Below are 22,079 nucleotides of genomic sequence, written 5' to 3'. Positions count from 1 at the left end.
TTTTTGTTTTTAGAACCTTGGATCTGGCTGTCTGCGCTGGTCGTATTTGATATCACTTAAGGCACCAGACTTAATTCCAATGAAGAAGAACCAGCTGTTGTTAACACCTATAGGGTTCCAGTTAAAACTCATACGGAAACTCTCCAGATCTCGCTGAAACCTTATCGTAGTAAAAGAAACACCTTTACCTACAAAGTCATAACCCGTGTTGCCGCCTATGCTCCATCGTGGCGAGAATTCCACGTCACCACTAAGCATGATACTGTTACCGCTTATTTCATTTTGCCTACGTGCATTGTTGTATGTAAAAGTATAGGCAATGTTCAAATTCCACGGGATTTTAAAACGATACAGGCTATCCTCCAGATCTACATCTTGCTGCGTAGGTTCCTCATCATCCAGAAAGTTTCCTGTGGCAGGATCGATAGGGTCACCAAACAAATCATCTGCTCGTCCACCATTGCGCAGAGTAGTGCTTTCTACTTTAGTTTCCTTGTCATCTTCATCTTTGGCGCCTTTCTCAAAATCCTTGCTGTCCAGTTTAAAATTGAAACGAGCACCTGCATTTGTCAATCGTGCTAAACTACCGCCATTGTTGATGTTGAACGTGTTGATTCTTTGATTGTTGGCATCTAGAGCGTAAGGATCAAAATTGGCATTAAGCTGTAAGTCCACGTCTTTATAGATAGGAATAACGCCACTTAAATTTAAAGGGCTTAGCTGCAGTGAATCGCCTGCAAGATTATAGCTCGTACTTATGTTGAGACTTTTTATCCATTGCTTCTTTTTGAGTTCGCCATCTTCACTATCTGGGTCCAAGACTTTGGCTTCTAGGTTATTTTGAATGCTCAGGCCTATATTGCTGGAGAAAACGCGGCCAGGAGCACCAAACAAGGTACCTTCAAATCGGCTAAAGAAGCGTTCCTCTTCAGATACCATGACGCCATCTTCTCTCAACAACCTTTCATAATACTGATCAAAACTTGGGTTGATGTTGTAAGAAACCGATGGTCTTATAACGTGACGTACCGCTTGAATCTTAGCTTCTGGATTAGAGCTGGTAAAACTACCATAGATGGTGGTACCTAAACTGGCGTTGAAGCTATAGGTGCGATAACTATCAAAACCGCTCATGGTATCTCTTCTAATGACTTGGTTTCCGCTTTCATTAGCAACCAAGGTTTGATCTATAGTGTCAAAAACCCAATTCTCTTGGAAGTTTGCACCAGTACTCACGCTAAAATACTTCGCAATCTTAAAGTTGGTCGATATGGGAATGCTATGCTGTATACCCGCACGAGCATCTTTGAAAATATCTGGAGTAAAGAGATTATCGTTGGTGGTGGTAGCTCGATTCTCGCCTCTCACATTATATTGTAAGTTGATGTTTTGAATGATTCCTTTCTTGAGACCACCTTCACTGGCAAAAGGAAATACTCTGGAGACGCTACCTTGAAATGTAGGCAAGGTAAGGTTGGTGGTGTTGGTATTCACATTCTGGTTAATGGAAACCGTGGTGTTCAAATTGACTTGAGGTTCTCCTGGGAAAGTTTTGGAATAACTAATGGAACTGCTCAAGTTGTTGATAAGCTGTGCGCTCTGGTTGGTTTGATTAAACGAGTTTCTATAGAAATCTGGGCTACCTAGGTTAACACTGGCGCTAAATCTGCTATTGGGACTTGCATTGGCGTCCTGACTGTGTTGCCAGTTAATGTTATAACGACCGGTTTGCGCAAAATCTGAAAAACCTCTTTCGCTTCTAATGGACTCTTCCAGTAAAAATCTGATGCTACCCGAATATTTATATCTTTTTCTATAACTACTTTCCACACGGGCACCATAACTACCGTTGGTAAAATAGTCTCCCAACACGGTCAGATCCACGTAGTCATTAATGGCAAAATAGTAACCACCATTTGTCAGGTTATAGCCTCGATTATTATCATTCCCAAAAGATGGCAAAATAATACCGCTGCGTCGCTCATTGGTCATCGGGAAAAACGCAAATGGCAATCCTAGCGGCGTTGGCACATCTGCGATGTACATGTTCACGAGGCCAGTGACGATTTTCTTTTTGGGAACAAACTTGATCTTGCGTGCTAGGAAATAATACTCGGGATTCTCAGGATTGGAAGATGTGGTGAACCTAGCGTTGCGCATAAAAAAGACACTGTCGTTTACCTTCTTGGTGATCTCAGCCACGACGTTGAATTCTCCTTGAGCCGTTTTGGAATTATAAGTAAGCGCTTTTTTCGTGTCTTTATTGAAAATGATGGAATCTGGCTCTACTTTATTGGCACCTTGTGTAAAAATGGGTTTTTGCACATAGGCATTGGTAGAATCCTCGACAATACCATAAGCATAAACGTTGCCCGTGTTATTATTAATAATGATTTTACCAGCTTCCAGTCGTATGTCACCATAAACAATAATCGCCTGGTCATAGAGCGTCAAAGTATTTTGCCTGCGGTCAAAACGGTTGTAGCCTTTAGCGCTGGACTCTAGTTTGTATTGTAGAAAAGCTTTGGGTTTGGTCGTGTCTTGAGCCGTAGAATCCTGTTCTACTAAGGCCTCTTGAGTAACCACAACAGGCGTTTCTACCTTACCAGAATCCTGAATAATAGGTATAGGTCGTTGTACCACAGGATTTTCCTGCGCATAACACCAGTGTAGTCCTGTTAAGAAAACTATTGATAAAATGATATGCCGTAAAAAGGGATACAATCTATACTAGGGTATATTCGTTAACGAATTGGTCTGGTTTTTGAAAAGTCAAAACTACATATAATTTCTAAGGGTTTTTTTGATATTTACGCTTTCGCGAAAGCGAATTCAAAACAACCTTCTTGCAACCGATGAGGTCCTTTTATGAAAACGAAAATTTATTTCTTTATTGCGCTATTCACTGCACCGTTGGTACTATTTGCCAATGTTATGGCATCTCATGAGAACGATCCGCCTAACCGAAAGTTCAAGGTAGTTCTGGACGCTGGACATGGTGGCGACGATGGTGGTAATTCCTATGGCGGCGTGCGGGAAAAAGATGTGGCGCTTAAGGTGACCATGGCGCTGGGAAAGAAGCTGGAAGCACATGCAGATATTGAAGTGATTTATACGCGCAAAACAGATGTTTTTATACCATTATGGAAACGCGCTGATATAGCCAACAAAGCGCAGGCAGACCTTTTTGTTTCCATTCACTGTAATGCCTTCAAAAAGGAAAGTGCAAATGGCAATGAAACCTGGGTACTTGGATTGAGACGTAGTAATGAGAATCTTGACGTAGTGATGAAGGAGAACAGCGTGATCCTCTTAGAGGATGATTATGAAGAAAACTACGATGGATTTGATCCTAACGATCCTTCATCCTATGCGACCAGTGTCTTGACTCAAGAAATATATATGGAGGACAGCATCGACCTGGCTGCGATGATTCAAAACAACTTTGCTTCAAATGTCAAACGTACCAATCGTGGCGTGAAACAAAACGTTTTTGCCGTCTTGCGTCAGAGCTACATGCCTAGTGTATTGGTAGAAATAGGTTTTTTATCCAATACAAGTGAACGCAATTACCTGACCAGCACTAATGGTGAGAAGGCAGTGACCGTATCAATTTATGATGGTATCATCGCTTATAAGCAGAATAGAGACATTAACGTTTCAACGATTTCTGAAGGTCAAAAAGCATCCTCTTCAAGTGCGGTGGCGATCGAGCCTGTGAGTTCCAAAGCCGTTTACAAAGTCCAGATTGCTGCCAGTAGTAAGGCGTTGGCGCCTAAACCCAACAATTTTAAAAAGCTGCCATTGATTTCCAGAGAGAAAGAAGGTGATATCTATCGATATTTTACCGGTGAAACCAATTCCTTAGAAAAGGCTAGTGAACTTAGAGAACTAGCTGTAAACAAAGGCTACAAGACTGCATTTATCGTCATTATCGAGAACGGAACCAGACGCAGATTATAGCAACTCCCAATTAATTGTTAGTTCTAATATATAGGCAAGTCTTATATTTACATTTGCTGAAACTGCTATGCAATGAAATTTACTAAAGAAATCAAGGTTGGATTATTAACGGTAGCTGCTATTGCACTGTTTGTTTTCGGCTATTCGTTCTTGAATGGGCGCAACCTTTTAAAAGCAGATCGCTCTTTCTATGCGGTCTATAATAACGTGGAAGGTTTGACGAAATCTGCTCCTGTAACCATCAATGGTCTAGTTGTGGGGAATATCGATGATATCTATTTTTTGGATTCTCGTGGTCGATTGATCGTTAAATTTCACGTAGATGAAAAATTCAACTTCTCTAAAGAAAGCACGGCAACGGTTTACAGCACAGGATTAATAGGTGGTAAGGCACTGGCTATCATTCCTAACTTTGAGTCAGATGCAAGACTGGCAAAACCAGGTGATACGTTGATCTCAAAAACTGATAGTGGTATTGAAGGTCAGATCATGGAAGAGTTTCTTCCTTTAAAGGATAAGATTGAAAACATGGTGGTAAGTGCAGACAGTGTTCTTACTGCAGTAAACAAAACGCTTAATCCAGATACTCGTAAAGCCATCGTGCAAAGTTTGCAGGAACTTAATAGAACCTTGATTCAAGTGCAAGGTCTTTCCAGTAATGCGAACCAATTCCTAACCAATAACGATAAAGAACTTTCTAGTACCATTAAGAATCTGAACAAGACAACAGAGAATTTTGCCAAAATATCAGACACGCTCGCACAAGTTCAAATTGCAAGTGTGGTTAAAGATTTGGAAGTCACCGTTGGGAAATTCAATAACCTACTTGATGATGTTGCAGAAGGTGAAGGAACGCTAGGTAAGTTAATGACAGACGATAGACTTTATACTAATCTTGAACGCGCCACACGCCAGGCAGAAATGCTTCTTCAAGACATTAAATTAAATCCTACTCGATACATCAATATTTCTGTTTTTGGTAAAAAGAATAAGGAATACGTAGAACCAGACGACCGTAAGTTATAATTCATGCAGTACATACCTAATATTATTTTTGCCATCCTGTTAATAGGAATGGTAGGCTTTTTTGCGACGAACATCCGTAAGATGATTCGCAACATCAAACTAGGTAAAGAAGTTGATCGTAGTGATCGTAAATCAGAACGCTGGTCGCAAATGGCCAAGATTGCGCTAGGCCAGTCTAAAATGGTGCGCAGGCCTATTGCTGGATTTCTGCACGTCATTGTCTACGCAGGTTTTGTCATCATTAACATTGAAGTACTGGAGATCATCATCGATGGTTTGACAGGTCAACATAGAATCTTTGCTCCGTTTCTGGGTGGTTTCTATGACTTCTTGATTGCAACTTTTGAAATCTTGGCTTTCCTAGTTTTAGTTAGCGTGATCGTGTTCTGGACCCGTAGAAATGTGATGAATATTCGCAGATTCCTTGCAAGGGAATTAAAAGGCTGGCCTAAAAACGATGCGAATTACATCCTATATTTTGAGGTAGTTCTAATGGCATTGTTTCTAACCATGAACGCCACCGATCTGGCAATTCAAAATGGTGTTTTAAACGGAGCGTTCACTAGTGAAGCAGCGATGCATTACGTTCATGGCAATGTCGTGACTGGTAGTTTTCCCATCAGTAGTTGGATGACACCATGGTATTCAGGAATGAGCTTTGAAACACTTCACATCATCGAGCGAGCCTGCTGGTGGTTGCATATTGTAGGTATCTTGATCTTCTTGAATTATTTGTACTGGTCCAAACACCTTCACATCATGCTGGCGTTTCCAAATGTCTGGTTGGCAAAATTGACTCCTAAAGGACAATTCACCAACATGGAGGCTGTCACCGCAGAGGTGAAACTAATGATGGATCCTAATGCAGATCCTTTTGCGGCACCAGCTGCAGGAGCAGAGGACGAGATGCCGGCATCTTTGGGAGCTAGCGATATCTTTGACCTGAATCAGGTGCAGCTGCTTAATGCTTACACCTGTACAGAATGTGGTCGATGCACTGCAGAATGTCCCGCAAATATCACGGGTAAAAAATTGAGTCCACGCAAGATCATGATGGACACACGCGATCGACTGGAAGACGTGGGCAGCATCATCAATAAAGAAGGAGAATGGAAAGATGATGGAAAGACTTTATTGAATGACTACATCACCACAGAAGAGCTTTGGGCTTGTACTACTTGTAACGCCTGCGTAGAAGCATGTCCAATAGGTATTGATCCATTGAGTATCATCATGGAGATGAGAAGATATTTAGTGCTGGAAAACAGCGCTGCACCAAATGAACTGAACGTAACCATGAGCAACATTGAAAACAATGGAGCGCCATGGCCTTACAACCAACAAGATAGATTGAACTGGGCAAACGAAATTTAATGAGCGACGACAAAAACTTTATAGAAGCCAAAGCAGAAGACGGATCACTAATCAGTCCTATTTTGCCAGAAGGCGTGAAGAACTACCTCATCGACATTGATGGTACTATTACAGAAGATGTTCCCAATGAAGAGCCAGAACGCATGGCGACCTGCGAACCTTTTCCAGACGCGCTACAAACTTTGAACGAGTGGTACGATGATGGGCACGTGATCTGTTTTTTCACCTCACGTACAGAAGATCATAGAGATGTGACAGAGAACTGGCTCAACAAACATGGTTTCAAATATCATAGTTTACTGATGGGTAAGCCTCGCGGCGGTAACTACCACTGGATCGACAATCATATGGTACGCGCCACTAGATATACAGGTGAGTTCACCCATTTGGTAGAGAAAGAGGTGACCATAGAAGTGTTCAAGAACCATAAATAGTATGCTTTCGCGAAAGCGAAACATCTCAAAATTAATGGAGTATTAAACTATACGATTCCAAAGTAAGAAAATATAGCAATTCTGAATTGACAATTCATAATGCAGAATTATAAGATATGAGTGAAGCAATAAAAGTCCCAACGGTAGCCGAATTTATCGCGCAGAACAAACAACCAGAAGTCCTTTTCTGGGTAGGTTGTAGCGGTAGTTTTGACGATCGCTCCAAGAAGATTACCAAAGCTTTTGTAAAGCTTTTGAACAAAGCAGGCGTTGAGTTTGCCGTTTTGGGAGCAGAGGAAAGTTGTACGGGTGATCCAGCAAAACGCGCTGGTAACGAGTTTTTGTTCCAGATGCAAGCCATGATGAACATTGAGGTTCTCAATGGTTACGAGATCAAGAGAATAGTGACTGCATGTCCGCATTGTTTCAACACCTTGAAGAATGAGTATCCAGAATTGGGTGGTAATTATGAGGTGATTCATCACACTTCATTCCTTAAAGACTTAATAGCTACAGGAAGACTTACCATTGAAGGTGGAAAATTCAAGGGCAAAAAAATTACATACCACGATCCGTGTTACCTGGGAAGAGCTAACGAGATCTACGAAGCACCTAGAGATTTAATTGAAAAACTGGATGCTGCATTAGTAGAAATGAAGCGCAGCAAGCGAAATGGCTTATGCTGTGGCGCTGGTGGCGCACAAATGTTCAAGGAGCCAGAAGAAGGTAAAAAGGATATCAACATCGAGCGTACTGAGGAGGCGCTGGATACTGGTGCTGAAGTGATTGTTGCTGCTTGTCCATTCTGTAATACCATGATGAGTGACGGCATAAAAGCGGCGAACCAAGAAGGAAAAGTAGAAGTTCTTGATGTGGCAGAGATGATTGCAAACGCCGAGGATTTGTAATGTTTAATATGGGGATTTTAGCAACGAATGAAAATAGAGCAACTCTAAAGGTTAGGATCATATTTTCTGTGGTCTGTTCTTTAATCACTACAGCTCTCTTAGTCGGCGCTAATTACTGGGTGGACATGATTGATTTTGAACCAACAAACGCTTTTATTTTTCTTTTAGGGTATTCCATCATTTTGTTTTTGACTTCATATTTTTTCTTAAAAACGAACAAGGAAAAAGGTCGCTGAGAAAAGTTCTCTGATCTCCGTACTTTCTATCGGTTTTAGTTGTGGGTTTTTATACGCCATTGGAATGACTTTGTAGGATTATCTGAATGAAGAACCATTTCAATTGATCCAGTTTTTATTTTATATGATATTCTTTGGTTTTTTTATGGGTTTCTCATCCCGTCACAAGATCACAAAAATTTAATTATGTTAGTAGACTTTCAAGAACTTCCTGATGATGCCAGAGTATGGATCTATCAAGCAAATCGCACCTTCACGGATGAAGAGTTAGAAATTCTCAAGCCTCAACTTGATGCATTTTTACAACAATGGACGGCTCACGGTAAGGATTTGAAAGCAGGTTATGATCTTCCATATCACCGTTTTATCGTCATAGGATTAGATCAAACAGAGGCTGGAGCCACAGGATGTTCCATAGATGCTTCCGTGCGTTTTATTCAAGCTGTGGAAAAGGAGTTTGATATAGATTTGATGGATAAGATGAATGTGTCCTTCAAAAACGGACCTTACGTGGCCTATAAAGAGCTTTCTGACTTCAAAAAAATGGCCAAGGCTAAATCCGTATCGGCTAACACCATCGTTTTCAATAACCTCGTTCAAAACGTAGGTGAATACAAGGAACATTGGGAAGTTCCTGCTTCTGAAAGTTGGCACTCCAGATTCTTTTAAACCGTTCATAAAACAGTTGATATCATCTTTTAATTCTGCCGTATCCATTGGCGGATGGCTAGCAATATTGCTATATTTCCGTGTAGGGAACGATTCTTGATTTCCCTTGCAGACAAGCCGTTTTAGAAGATTATGATGAAGAATATTATAGGGTTGTTTTTGGTTTTCGCTTTCGCGAAAGCGTATCCTCAACAATCCATAAACCCATTACAAACTACAGATGCACAAGCCCAAAAAATATGGGTGGACAGTGTTTATAATTCCCTGAGCCAAAAGGAGAAAATAGGTCAGTTGTTTATGGTGGATCTATTTTCCAATAAGGATAAGGCGCACGTTGACCGTGTGCGCAACCTTGTCAAAAACCACCGTATAGGCGGCATTATCTTTTCTAAAGGTGGACCACTGCAACAGGCTCACTTGACTAATGAACTGCAGGCAGCGTCAAAAACTCCCATGATGATTGCCATGGATGCAGAATGGGGTCTTGCGATGCGACTGGACAGTGTGTATGCTTTCCCATGGAACATGACGCTGGGCGCGACACGCACATCTACCAGCAGTTATGCAGTAGGTAAACGCATAGGTGAGCATTGCAAGCGACTGGGCGTTCATATGAATTTTGCTCCAGATGTGGATATCAATACCAATCCTGATAATCCTATTATTGGGAATCGCAGTTTTGGCGAAGACATGGAAAATGTTACCCAAAAATCTTTTGCCTTCATGAAAGGCATGCAAAGCACGGGAACATTAGCTTGTGCAAAACACTTTCCAGGACATGGTGATACAGATCAGGATAGCCATAAAACACTACCTACGGTAGGTTTTACCGCAGCGCGCATTGATAGTGTTGAGCTATATCCTTACCGACGTCTCATAGACCATGGACTGGCTAGCGTCATGGTAGCACATCTTAATATCCCAAGTCTGGAACCTCGCGCAGGATATCCTACCAGCATTAGCAAAAAAGTAGTGACCGACCTTCTTAAAAAACGACTCAACTTTCAAGGCCTGATCTTTACTGATGCGCTTAATATGAAGGGCGCGAGCAATTTTAGCAAACCTGGCGACATCGATCTTGCAGCCTTCAAGGCAGGAAATGACGTTTTGCTAATTTCTGAAGATATTCCAACCGCCATCAACAAGATTGCAGAGGCCATCGCTAAGGGAGAGATTACTCAAGAACGATTGGAGCATAGTGTTAGAAAAATACTGATGGCAAAATATCAAGTAGGCTTAAATAACTATTCACCTGTCGATACCGAAAACTTGATAAGCGATCTACACACCCAAATGGATGATATGGTGTATGAGTTCGCCATGGAGCAAGCGATTACCTTGCTAAAGAATGATAAGAAGATATTGCCCATCAAGAACCTGGAAACCAAAAAGATCGCCTATGTACATTTAGGTGACGATTCTGGTGACGCTTTTTTAAAGCAATTGAACAAATACACGACGGTTGATAGGGTAGAAGGTAATGATATAGCCACCTTGTTGCGCAACCTTTCTAAGTACAACACGGTTATTGTAGGAGCTCACCGTAGCAACGATAATCCATGGACATCTTACAAACTATCCTCAAAAGAATTAAGCTGGCTTAAGGCGATAAGTAAAAATCACAAAGTAATTGTGGATTTATTTGTGAGACCCTACATGCTGGATCAGTTAAAGGATATTAAAGGCATGGAAGCCATTGTGATGTCCTATCAAAATAGTCAATGGAGCCAGGAAATAAGCGCACAGATGATTTTTGGTGCTAGAGATATTACCGGTCGTCTACCGGTAAGTTCTGGCAACTTTAAGGTAGGCGATGGATTGGAATTAGAAGGTGTCAAACGACTTTCTTATGGTGCCACACCTGCAAGCGTTGGAATGGATCAGTCGATTTTAAATAAAATTGACAGCGTGGCCCAATTTACTATCGATAAAAAAGGCGCTCCTGGAATGCAGATTTTAGTTGCCAGAAAAGGTAAAGTGATCTTTGATAAAAATTATGGTGGTCATACTTATGGGAAAGACGATCCAGTGATGTCTGAGGATATTTATGATATGGCCTCTATTACCAAAATCATGGCAAGCTTGCCTATGTTAATGGAGCTGGAAGACCGGAACGTGGTCAATTTAGATAAGCCACTTTCTGCTTATGACGAGAAATATCGCAATACCAATAAGTCAGATATTACGCTCAAGGAAATGCTTTCCCATTATGCTCGCTTGAGACCTTGGATACCGTTTTACAGATATACCTTAGATACTTTGGACGCTACGCCATTACAACAGTTTTACTCTAAAAATAGGAGTTATCGCTATCCCATTGAAGTGGCAGATCATTTTTATGCGAGCAATTTAGTAACAGATACCATATTTCATAGAATTGCGACCAGCGATCTATTGGAAAGAAGAGAATACAAATACAGTGATTTACCGTATTACATTGTCAAGGATTTTTTGGAAGATTATTATAAAAAGGATCTGAATGAACTGACGCAAAATCATTTTTATGCCTCACTAGGAATGGATCATACAGGTTACCTACCTTTGAAACGTTTCCCTAAAAACCAGATCGTACCCACTGAAAATGATACATTATTTCGTAGGCAGCAAATTCAGGGATATGTGCATGATCAAGGCGCTGCCATGCAAGGTGGCATAGGTGGTCATGCAGGTTTGTTCTCCAATGCCAATGATGTGGCAAAAATGATGCAAATGTATCTACAAAAAGGCTCCTATGGTGGTAAGACCTATTTTAGTAGTGAGACCTTTGATAAATTCAACTATCGATATTTTGCAGATGATGAGGTGCGTCGCGGTGTAGGCTTTGACAAACCATCCTTGGACGATGTAGGGAATACTTGCAACTGTACTAGTGATAGCAGCTTCGGTCATAGTGGATTCACAGGAACCTACACTTGGGCAGATCCAGAAGAGGAACTTATCTATGTTTTCCTTTCCAATAGGGTTTACCCAGATGCTAATAACCGATTTATCATTAGCGAGAACATCAGGACCAACATCCAGCAAATCATTTACGATTCCATCATCCAGTAAAAACCAATACTTATGAAAATTGCAATAGTCTGTTATCCAACCTTCGGCGGCAGTGGAGTAGTAGCCACCATGTTGGGAACAGCGCTGGCACATCGCGGTCACGAGATACATTTTGTCACTTACAAGATGCCGGTACGACTGGAGTTGTTGTCACAGAAAATCTTTTTTCACGAGGTAGATGTAGAGGAATATCCGCTGTTTCATTACCAGCCGTATGATCTGGCTTTGAGTAGTAAGTTAGTGAATGTCGTGCAGGAATACAAAATCGACGTGCTTCACGTGCATTATGCGATACCTCATGCATATGCTGGTTACATGGCCCAACAAATGCTAAAGGACCAAGGCATCACCTTACCTATGGTGACCACCTTGCACGGCACGGACATTACTCTGGTAGGAAGTCATCCAGTCTATAAGCCATCGGTTACTTTTAGTATCAACAATAGTGATGTGGTTACATCAGTTAGTGCCAGTTTGAAGCAGGATACTCTAGATCTTTTTGATATCAAGAAAGAAATCAATGTGGTTCCTAACTTCATAGACATGTCGCTTTACAAGACCGAGTTTTCTGATTGCGATCGCTCCATTATGGCGTTTCCTAATGAGCGCATTGTGACCCATATAAGTAACATGCGTCCCGTGAAACGTATCAAGGATGTCGTCAGGGTTTTTGAGTTATTATCGCAAGAGGTGCCTAGCGTTCTTATCATGGTAGGCGATGGATCTGATCGTATAGAGGCAGAAGAATATGCTCGTTCACGCAAGCTACAGCATAAGATCAAATGGCTGGGAAATAGTAGTGAGATTGACCGTATTTTGTGTTTTTCAGATTTATTTCTCCTGCCGTCAGAAAAGGAAAGCTTTGGACTTGCCGCGCTGGAAGCAATGGCAAACCGCACGCCTGTCATCAGCTCTAACACCGGCGGTCTTCCAGAGGTTAATGAGAATGGAGTCACTGGTTACACGAGTGACGTAGGAAACGTCGAGGAAATGGCGCAAAATGCCATTCACATCCTTAAGGATGACGAAGTGTTGAGAGGTTTTAAAGAGTCCGCTTTCGCGAAAGCGAAACAATTTGACATACAGTTGATCATACCACAATATGAGAAACTGTACGAATCTTTACTGCACGTCCAGCCATAAAAAAAGCGACCCAATTGGGTCGCCTTTAGTATATAAACATCTGTTTTCTAGAATTGGTATCTGATACCTAAAGCGATATCTGATTCTAAATCGTCACGAAAATCTCCAAAATATAATTCTGGTCTGATGTCTAGTGAAAGAATCAAAGGGATATTAAAATTATACTCGATCCCTACTTGACCTGCGGCTAATATAAAAGTCTCGCTATCGTCATTATTAGGTCTGAAATCATCATCAAAGTCAATGCTACCAACACCACCACCAACACCTGCGTACCAGTTGAAACCACCGTCAATATTCCATACCCATTGGTAAACTCCTGTAAGCTTGAAACCGTCAAAGCGATTACCGTTTTCGATACCTAGATCTACTTCTAGTCGATTGTTGCTTCCTAAAGCTCTTTGATATGAAATTTCAGCACCAAAACCATCACCGTCACCAAAACGGAGACCAATAGCATTATCTGAAATGGTTTGCGCCTGTACGGCAAAAGTTGTTCCTACGATTAGGGCTAACGTAAAAAGAATTTTTTTCATAATATTTGAATTTGTTGTCAAATATCCAATTATAAAAAGGTATTAAATCCTTATTTCATGTTAAGATGATGAAAGGTTTATCCTTCAAATTCTTCATCTGGTGCAGCCTCTTCTTCTCGTCGCTGTTCTCTTTTTTGCTGGTTGAAACGGTAGGTGAACGCTAGTGTTACTTGACGTTGTCTGTATTGAAACTCGCTATCAGAAATAAATGATGCCGTGTTAGTAGTTGATTCGCGTCTTCTGGAATTTAATAAATCACTAACATTTAAGGTCAAGGAACCCTGCTCATTAAGTATGTCTTTGCTCGCTGCAAGATTTACAGTGGTGATAGCATTTTGTGTTCCTTGGGCGTTTTCTGAAGCTCCACGATAATTGATTCGTGCTTGAAAATCAATTTCTGATGGTAAAGTAAATTTTTGATTTAACCTTAAGAAGTAGGTTGTGTTGACAAAATCAAAATCTTGATCATCATTTACTCCAGTTGGATCTGTGTAAAAGCCATCTGTCTCTACTCTAAAGACATTGGCATCAGAGTTAATGGTCCACCATTTGAAAGGTCGGTAGGTTAATGTTAGTTCATATCCGAGACGTTCTTGAGTAGAGAGATTTACAGGAAATCTGAAAATTGCTGGATCACCAGTAGAAGGATCAACTCCACGTGTCTCTAAAGTTTCTACATTGTCATCTGTTCTATTATAATAAATAGAGGTGCTTAGTGTCAGTTTAGACCATCTTCTCAAATAACCTAGATCTATTTGATTAGAAAACTCTGGATTCAAATCGATGTTACCTCGATAAAAGGAATTTTGACTGGATCTACTTGGAAAAGGATTCAATCGACGACCTCTAGGTCTGCGCACTCTACGATTATATCCCAAAGTGATATTTTCATCTTCCTGCAGTTCGTACGCTAAGTTTAACGTAGGGAAAAAACTACTGTAATCTTTTTGGTTCGTTACATTAGTAGTTGCTTGATCGATGTTGATATTAGTTTGTTCGAATCTTAACCCAGCCAATAGAGAAAATTCGCCAAATTCCTGTCCATATTGGCCGTAAACAGCATTCACAAATTCTTCATAGTTGAATGTATTATTTTGTTCAAGATCTGGCTGTGGTGTTCCATTAGGTAATTCGTCTCTAGGAACTTCCTCAAAGAAAAAGCTATTTGCAATGTCTCTATAATTCCCACGGTAACCAGCTTCATATTGAATATTCTCACCAACTGGTTTTACCCAATCCACTTGGAGCAAAGCTTCAGTTTCGTCTTCGGTCTCTAGAAGTCTTTCTAAGTCATTTATTCTACCGGAAATTAATTCAGTTTGATCAATATTTGCTTCTTGGTCCTCAACTGAGAGTGAGTATTGAGCAGTCGCTGTTAGTTTTTGACCGTTTTCATCAAGATCGTTTTGATAGTCAAGTGAAAATTGCAAATCATTTTCATCTTCAGATTCTAGCTCTCGTCTTAAATTAATTTCGTTTAAACTCGCAAGCTCATAAGTTCTCGTGTTGTTGTTTGTAGTTTCATCGTCATCATTACCCAGTCTGTAAACGACGTTACCCACAATGCTACTATTGTCATTGATAAAGTACTCCGCTCCAAAACTGGTAAAATAGTTTCTACCCAACCTATCAAAATCCCTGCGTTCTCTTACTGAAAGCAAAGTAGAATCAGGTAGCTGTTCATTTTCATCAAATTTGTAGTCAATATCAGTTCGTGCAAAGCCTGGTGCTGTTCTGTAGTTGTATCCTGTATTGGTAAACAAATTCCATTTGTTAGTTCTATAGTTAATGTTAGCAGATGCTCCATAACGTTCTGGATATCCTGCACTAATATTAAACGAACCGTTAAAACCTTTAATCTGATTCTTTCTAAGAATGATATTTAAGATACCTGCGGTACCTTCAGCATCATATCTGGCACTTGGTGATGTAATCACTTCAACACGCTCGATAGCTTCTGCAGGAATTTGTCTCAATGCTTCTGCACCGTTAAAGCCCACTAAAGCACTGGGACGTCCATCAATTAGGATGCGCACGTTATCATTACCTCTTAACGAAACGTTTCCTTCCACATCCACAGAAACAGAAGGGACATTGTCCAAGACATCACTTACTGATCCACCGCGTACAGTAAGATCTTGACCTATATTATAGATTTTTTTATCCAGTCTCAAATCTACAGTGGTCTTTTCTGCCACGACGACAGCAGCCTCGAGCTGTGCGATATCTGGCTCCATGGAGATGGTTTCAAATACTTTTTCACTCTCGATTACTACGTTCTCACGTACCACAGGTTTAAAGGATATAAATTCCCATTTCACGGTATAGGTGCCTGGAGTTACTAGAAATTGATAATTACCATCAAGATCTGTAATTCCGCCTTGTGGCGATACATTAGGATCTGAGCTGATCACTGATACCGTGGCAAATTCTAATGGTGTTTGTGTGGTTTTGTCCAATAGTTTTCCCGAAACCTGTACTGGTTTTTGAGCAAAAGAAATAAATGAACAAGATAGAAGAAGGGAATAAAAAATATGTTTCATGATAGATTTAGCTTATTGCTAAGACTGCAAATCTATCTTCTGGTTTAAGCGCGAATTGCTAAGTTTGAGTTAAAGGCACGCCACAATTTCATAACTAAAAGTTAATAAGTTGTAGCTACAATTGATCTGTTGGTTTTTCCTGTCCAGTCTCCATTAAAAACGCTTTGAGAAATGCATCCAACTCGCCATTAAGAACAGCGTCCACATTTCCGGTTTCATGATTGGTTCTAACATCCTTGATTAACTTATATGGATGTAATACATAATTACGTATTTGAGAACCCCATTCAATCTTCATTTTACCAGCTTCAATCTCGTCACGAGCGGCATTTTGCTTTTGCAACTCGATTTCATAAAGCTGGGATTTCAACATTTGCATAGCTTTCTCTCTATTTTCAAGCTGCGATCTGGTTTCCGAATTATGGATGATGATTCCTGAAGGATGGTGTGTCAATATTGCCTTGGTTTCTACCTTATTGACATTTTGACCACCAGCGCCGCTGGATCGTGCAAAATCCCAAGAAATATCTGCAGGATTGATTTCTATTTCTATACTGTCATCTGCTAGCGGATATACATATACAGACGCAAAAGATGTATGCCTTTTTGCATTGGAGTCAAATGGTGATATACGTACTAGGCGGTGTACACCATTCTCACCTTTAAGCCATCCAAAGCTATAATCACCTTCTATCTCTAGCGTCACTGTTTTTATACCGGCTACATCACCAGATTGAAAGTTGAGTTCCTTGACCTTATAGCCACTCTTTTCTGCCCACATGATGTACATGCGCATGAGCATTTCTGCCCAGTCACAAGACTCTGTACCACCAGCACCAGCCGTGATCTGTAGCACGGCGCTAAAGTCGTCCCCTTCATTAGACAACATATTTTTGAACTCCAGTTTCTCTACCAGTTCCAGTGCTGCTTGGTACTTTGAGGTCACGTCTTCTTCTGTGGCTTCGTCTTCTTTATAAAATTCATAGAGCACTTCAAGGTCCTCGCCCAGCGTTACCGCAGTAGCATAATCTGTGGTCCAGGCCTTTTTGTTACGCAGCTGTTTCATGATGGCTTCGGCATCCTTGGGCTTGTTCCAAAAATCTGGTGAGAAGGTTTTCTCCTCAAGATTGGTAATCTCGATTTGCTTGGCTTCAATTTGCAGATAATCTTTCAACGCTGCCGTTCGTTCCTTCAATTGCGCGATTTGGTCTGCTGTAATCATGTACTAGAAATAATTTGAAGGGTAAAAATACAGCTTAATTCCCTTTTTTATTGATGATTCCCGATGGTTAAGTGTGTAAATGGGATTAAATTTATCTCGCTTTCGCGAAAGCGAAATATCCTTAAATCTACCTGCGTCTTTAAGGCATAGGAAAATATAAAATGTTTATGATTGATTTGCGTAGTGATACCGTAACCAAACCTAGTCCCGCCATGCTTGAAGCCATGTTTCATGCAGAAGTAGGCGATGATGTGTATAAGGAAGATCCAACGGTAAATGAGCTGGAACGCCGTGTGGCCGAAATGTTTGGAATGGATGATGCCTTGTTTTTTCCCACCGGTAGCATGGCTAATCAAGCGGCAATCAAAATGCACACGCAACCTGGCGAGCAGTTGATCTGTGATAAATATGCCCATGTGTACAATTATGAAGGTGGTGGCGTGTCTTTCAATAGTGGCGTCTCGTGCAAATTGCTGGACGGTTCTCGCGGCATGGTAACAGCGGCACAAGTAGAAGAGGCCATCAATCCACCAGATTTTTATCACAGTCCATTGACCAGTCTTGTTTGTTTAGAGAATACTACCAATAAAGGCGGCGGTGCATGCTATGATTGGGAAGTGGTTAAAGAGATCAAAGCGGTTTGCATCAAGCACGGTTTAGGGTTGCACCTGGATGGTGCCAGATTGTGGAACGCGATAGTCAAAACAAATCAAGATCCCAAAGAATACGGTGAGTTGTTTGACACGGTTTCCGTTTGTTTTTCAAAGGGAATGGGAACACCACTGGGAACGGTACTTACCGGGAAGAATCCGCTGATGAAAAAAGCGATGCGCGTGCGTAAGGTTTTAGGTGGTGGAATGCGTCAGACTGGTTTTATAGCTGCAGCAGCGCTTTATGCGCTGGATCACAATATCGAGCGACTTAACGAGGATCATCGCAAAGCATCAGAACTGGAAACCTTTCTCGCAGCGCAGTCATGGGTGAAGAAAGTCGAGCCGGTAGAGACCAACATCATCATTTTTGAGGTGTTTGATGAAAAGGCGGTAAGCGATTATTGCGCCCTGAACGATATCATCATTAGCAACATGGGACAAGGCAAGCTACGACTGGTCACACATCTTGATTACACTGATGCGCAACACGTGCAGTTTAAGGACTTGATGACGAAGTTTGGTAATTGAATTTGAACTTGAAAATTGAATAGCTAATGTGACCCTGAATTTTTTCAGGGTCTAATTGATCCAACCAATAATTCTATTCATTTTTTCTGTGCCAATCCAATTGCAGCAAGTCAAAATCTAATCTGCTATCTTAAAGGTGCTAAAACCCTTCGGCAAACTCAAGGCTGGGGAATTTAGCATCGCAGAAATAATGTAACCAGCTTACTTGAACATATCTAGTCCCGGAATGTTGGGCATTCCTTCAGATGCAACGGCAGCTACCTCTTTATCATAAATGTCAGAGGCGCGATTCAAGGCTTTATTCAAGTTAAGAATCAAGTAATCTTCCAGTTGCTCTTTGTCTTCAAGAAGCTCATCTGCAACTTCAATTTTTTTGATTTGACGATCTGCAGTTACTGTGATATTAAGAAGGCCATCGCTTGATTTTTCATCAATCAACACGGTAGACATTCTTTTCTTAGTGTCTTCTACTTTTTGTTGGGTTTCTTTTAGTTTGCCCATCATTCCCATCATATCTCCGAACATAATCCTCTCTTTTTTGAATTTTAGAGCACAAAAATAACAACTCCTAGCTTTCTCAAGCATCAGTTAACCTTTGATTATCTTGCGGGCTTATTTTTCAAGAGTACAATTCCCTATGAATATCACACCACCTAGAGCAAAGAAAATACCACACGTTCACGAGATGCATGGTCATCAACGACTGGATAATTACCACTGGATGAAGGAACGCGACGCACCTGAAGTCATCAGTTATCTCAATGAAGAGAACGATTACTACGAGAAAATGACCGCTCATACTGCAGACCTCAAAACGGAATTGTTCGAAGAAATTAAAGGCAGACTGAAAGAGGACGACGAATCGGTACCTTACCTATATAACGGCTACTGGTACTTTACTAAGATGGAAAAGGGTGAATCTTATCCTTATTACTATCGTCGCAAAGATGGATCTGAAAAGGTTGAATTGCTTTTCAATGTGAATGAGATGGCTGCTGGTCACGAGTTTTACAAGCTCTCAGGAATCAATGTATCGCCTAATAACAATTTAATTGCTTACGGTGTTGATGCGGTAGGTCGTAGAGAGTACTCGCTTTTTGTCAAGAATCTGGAAACCGGTGAGATACAAGCAGAATCCATTCTGGGAACCACAGGAAGCTCTGTCTGGGCAAACGACAACCATACATTGTTTTTTGCGCGTCAGGATCCGCAGACTTTGAGAGCTAACAAAATCTTTAAATACAGTCTGGATCAAGAGGCGAGCGATGCATCTGTGATATTTGAGGAAAAGGAGGATACTTATAACTGTTTTGTTTACAAAACGATGAGTGCTAGGTACATCATGATCAAATCCTCATCGACATTGAGTGATGAGATCAGATACATTGACGCCAATAAGCCGGACAGTTCGTTTACCTTGATTCAGGAACGCCAGCCAGAAATGGAATACAGCGCCTCACACTATGACGATCATTTTTATATCATGACCAATAAGGACGATGCGTTCAACTTTAAGGTGATGAAAACCTCGATTGAAACGCCACAGATGGAAAACTGGGTTGATTTGATTCCGCACGACCCTAAAGCTTTGCTGGAAGACCTTGATATTTTTAAGGAATTCATGGTAGTCACAGATCGTTTCAACGGTTTGAATCGCATCAGGATCAAATCTTGGGATGGAACTGTGGATTATTTTTTGCCCTTTTCCAGTGAAACTTATACTGCATACACAAGTGCAAACTATCAATTTGATACAGAAGTCCTGCGCTACGGTTACAACTCGCTCACTTTGCCACCATCAGTAATTGAATTCAACATGCGCACGCGTGAGGAGAAAATATTAAAGACTCAAGAAATTGAGGATCCAGATTTTAATCCAGATAACTATGCATCACAACGTGTTTGGGCCACTGCAAAGGATGGCGTCAAAGTGCCTATAAGCCTGGTGTATAGAAAGGATCAAAAACGCACAGATGGAAATCCCTTACTGCAATACGGCTATGGAAGTTATGGTCACACGATCGATCCCTATTTCTCGATCTCCAGATTGAGTCTGCTGGATCGTGGTTTCTTTTTTGCGATTGCGCACATACGTGGTGGAGAGTACTTGGGCCGTGAGTGGTATGAGCAAGGCAAGATGTTCCAAAAGATGAACACTTTTACCGACTTTATTGCTTGTAGTGAGTATTTGTTGGAGCACGCTTTCGCGAAAGCGGGACACCTTTACGCCTCTGGTGGATCTGCTGGTGGATTGTTAATGGGAACTGTCATGAATCTAGCGCCACACTTGTATAATGGCATTTTAAGTGCCGTACCATTTGTAGACGTGGTAAGTACAATGCTGGATGATTCCATACCGTTGACAACAGGAGAATATGATGAATGGGGAAATCCGAATATCAAAGATAGTTATGAATACATGTTATCATATTCACCTTATGACCAGGTCAAGGATGCGGTATATCCTAATGTTTTGGTGACTACTGGTTATCACGATAGTCAGGTGCAATATTGGGAACCGGCTAAATGGGTCGCAAAATTGAGAGATCATCAAAAAGGGTCGCAAGTCATTCTATTCAAAACAGATATGACCAGCGGTCACAGTGGCGCATCAGGTAGATATGACGCTTTAAAAGAAGTCGCTATTGACTTTGCTTTCTTGATCGATCTGGAGAAACAGGCAGAAAAGTAATTTTTGTTTAGATTTGCAACGTTTTGCGCTTTTTTGAGCCGGGACGAAAACATACCATATGAGCGGACAAATTCAGGCGTACAACAATGTTCTTGAGTTAATAGGAGAAACTCCTCTTATCAAACTTTCTAAAACCGTTGAAGGCTTCCCTGGCGATTATTATGCTAAGGTTGAGTCGTTTAATCCAGGACATTCTTCAAAAGATCGAATTGCATTACATATTATAGAGCAGGCAGAAAAGAAGGGAATTCTCAAGCCTGGTGATACTATTATAGAGACTACCTCTGGTAACACAGGTTTTAGTATTGCAATGGTAAGCCGCATCAAGGGTTACGACTGTATTCTTGCCGTAAGTTCAAAATCTAGCGCAGACAAGATCGATATGCTCAAATCCATGGGCGCCAAGGTATATGTTTGTCCAGCACACGTGAGTGCAGATGATCCACGCAGTTATTATGAAGTGGCCAAAAGACTTCACGAAGAAATCAAGAACAGTATTTATATCAATCAATATTTTAATGAGCTAAATATGGAAGCTCATTATCTTTCTACAGGTCCAGAAATCTGGAAACAAACTGCAGGGAAGATTACCCATTTAGTCGCGTGTAGTGGTACTGGAGGAACCATTTCAGGTACCGCTAAGTATTTGAAAGAACAAAATCCTAATGTCCAGATCTTAGGTGTGGATGCTTATGGTAGTGTCTTGAAGAAATACCATGAGACCCAGGAGTTTGATAAAAACGAAATCTATCCGTATCGTATTGAAGGATTAGGTAAAAACCTTATTCCTACGGCGACCGATTTTGACGTGATCGACAGTTTTACTAAAGTAAAAGATGAGGATGCCGCACACATGGCGCGCAGGATCTCACAAACTGAAGGTATGTTTGTAGGCTACACCAGTGGTGCTGCCATGCAAGCCGTAAAGCAGTTGGTAAAGGAAAGTGCCTTTGGTGACGATGCTGTTGTAGTGGTGATTTTCCCAGACCACGGCTCTCGATATATGAGCAAGATCTATAACGATAAATGGATGGAAGAACAAGGATTTTTTGACAGCATTTCTACCGCTGCAGATCAACACATCGAGTACATCAAGTAAAC

At 41.0% G+C, this 22,079-nt stretch carries 16 protein-coding genes; 11 read left to right on the top strand and 5 right to left on the bottom strand.

From position 1 onward, the window contains the following. Positions 1–9: 9 nt before the first annotated feature. Complete coding sequence (locus BST86_RS06395) at positions 10–2,724, bottom strand: putative LPS assembly protein LptD (protein WP_105982541.1); 2,715 nt, start codon at positions 2,722–2,724, stop codon at positions 10–12. 144 nt (positions 2,725–2,868) lie between these two features. Between BST86_RS06395 and BST86_RS06390 the strand changes: the two genes are divergently transcribed. The 8 genes from BST86_RS06390 (at position 2,869) to bshA (ending at position 12,804) form a co-directional block, all read left to right on the top strand. Further along, positions 2,869–3,963 (top strand): N-acetylmuramoyl-L-alanine amidase family protein, encoded by a 1,095-nt coding sequence (locus tag BST86_RS06390; RefSeq protein ID WP_105982540.1) that lies wholly within the window; start codon positions 2,869–2,871, stop codon positions 3,961–3,963. 72 nt (positions 3,964–4,035) lie between these two features. Beyond that, positions 4,036–4,989, top strand: coding sequence for an MlaD family protein (locus BST86_RS06385; protein WP_105982539.1), 954 nt, complete (start codon positions 4,036–4,038; stop codon positions 4,987–4,989). A gap of 3 nt (positions 4,990–4,992) precedes the next feature. Then, on the top strand, positions 4,993–6,363 hold the full coding sequence (locus BST86_RS06380) for a 4Fe-4S dicluster domain-containing protein (protein WP_105982538.1): 1,371 nt from the start codon (positions 4,993–4,995) through the stop codon (positions 6,361–6,363). Next, positions 6,363–6,797, top strand: a complete 435-nt coding sequence (locus tag BST86_RS06375; protein WP_105982537.1) for an LNS2 domain-containing protein — start codon at positions 6,363–6,365, stop codon at positions 6,795–6,797. Before BST86_RS06380 ends, BST86_RS06375 begins: the two co-directional genes overlap by 1 nt. A gap of 116 nt (positions 6,798–6,913) precedes the next feature. Further along, positions 6,914–7,705 carry a (Fe-S)-binding protein gene (locus tag BST86_RS06370; protein ID WP_105982536.1) on the top strand — a complete coding sequence of 264 codons (792 nt, stop codon included), beginning with the start codon at positions 6,914–6,916 and terminating at the stop codon, positions 7,703–7,705. Between the two features lie 422 nt (positions 7,706–8,127). Then, on the top strand, positions 8,128–8,610 hold the full coding sequence (locus tag BST86_RS06360; RefSeq protein ID WP_105982534.1) for an ABC transporter ATPase: 483 nt from the start codon (positions 8,128–8,130) through the stop codon (positions 8,608–8,610). Positions 8,611–8,742: 132 nt separating this feature from the next. After that, entirely contained in the window at positions 8,743–11,661 is a 2,919-nt protein-coding gene (locus tag BST86_RS06355; RefSeq protein WP_317046523.1) for a serine hydrolase domain-containing protein, read from the top strand. Between the two features lie 12 nt (positions 11,662–11,673). Continuing rightward, entirely contained in the window at positions 11,674–12,804 is a 1,131-nt protein-coding gene (bshA, locus tag BST86_RS06350; protein ID WP_105982533.1) for an N-acetyl-alpha-D-glucosaminyl L-malate synthase BshA, read from the top strand. A 47-nt stretch (positions 12,805–12,851) separates the two neighbouring features. On the opposite strand, the gene BST86_RS06345 is transcribed toward bshA, so the two are convergent. From BST86_RS06345 to prfB, 3 genes are all read right to left on the bottom strand, one after another. Then, positions 12,852–13,340 (bottom strand): hypothetical protein, encoded by a 489-nt coding sequence (locus BST86_RS06345; RefSeq protein WP_105982532.1) that lies wholly within the window; start codon positions 13,338–13,340, stop codon positions 12,852–12,854. A 77-nt stretch (positions 13,341–13,417) separates the two neighbouring features. Continuing rightward, positions 13,418–15,883 carry a TonB-dependent receptor gene (locus BST86_RS06340; protein ID WP_105982531.1) on the bottom strand — a complete coding sequence of 822 codons (2,466 nt, stop codon included), beginning with the start codon at positions 15,881–15,883 and terminating at the stop codon, positions 13,418–13,420. 115 nt (positions 15,884–15,998) lie between these two features. Beyond that, a complete protein-coding gene (gene prfB / locus BST86_RS06335; protein WP_105982530.1) occupies positions 15,999–17,105 on the bottom strand; it encodes a peptide chain release factor 2 in 1,107 nt (368 codons plus the stop codon). 161 nt (positions 17,106–17,266) lie between these two features. On the opposite strand from prfB, the gene BST86_RS06330 reads away from it, so the two are divergent. Then, a complete protein-coding gene (locus BST86_RS06330; protein ID WP_172443320.1) occupies positions 17,267–18,286 on the top strand; it encodes a threonine aldolase family protein in 1,020 nt (339 codons plus the stop codon). A 201-nt stretch (positions 18,287–18,487) separates the two neighbouring features. Here the strand turns inward: BST86_RS06330 and BST86_RS06325 are convergent, their stop codons facing one another. Next, a complete protein-coding gene (locus BST86_RS06325; protein WP_105982529.1) occupies positions 18,488–18,871 on the bottom strand; it encodes a YbaB/EbfC family nucleoid-associated protein in 384 nt (127 codons plus the stop codon). A gap of 52 nt (positions 18,872–18,923) precedes the next feature. Between BST86_RS06325 and BST86_RS06320 the strand changes: the two genes are divergently transcribed. Beyond that, positions 18,924–20,978 carry a S9 family peptidase gene (locus BST86_RS06320; protein ID WP_105982528.1) on the top strand — a complete coding sequence of 685 codons (2,055 nt, stop codon included), beginning with the start codon at positions 18,924–18,926 and terminating at the stop codon, positions 20,976–20,978. Between the two features lie 58 nt (positions 20,979–21,036). Continuing rightward, positions 21,037–22,077, top strand: coding sequence for a cysteate synthase (locus BST86_RS06315; protein ID WP_105982527.1), 1,041 nt, complete (start codon positions 21,037–21,039; stop codon positions 22,075–22,077). Positions 22,078–22,079: the final 2 nt, after the last annotated feature.

This window comes from Nonlabens agnitus, assembly GCF_002994045.1.
Classification (GTDB): Bacteria; Bacteroidota; Bacteroidia; order Flavobacteriales; family Flavobacteriaceae; genus Nonlabens; species Nonlabens agnitus.
This window is presented reverse-complemented; position numbering and strand designations above follow the sequence as displayed.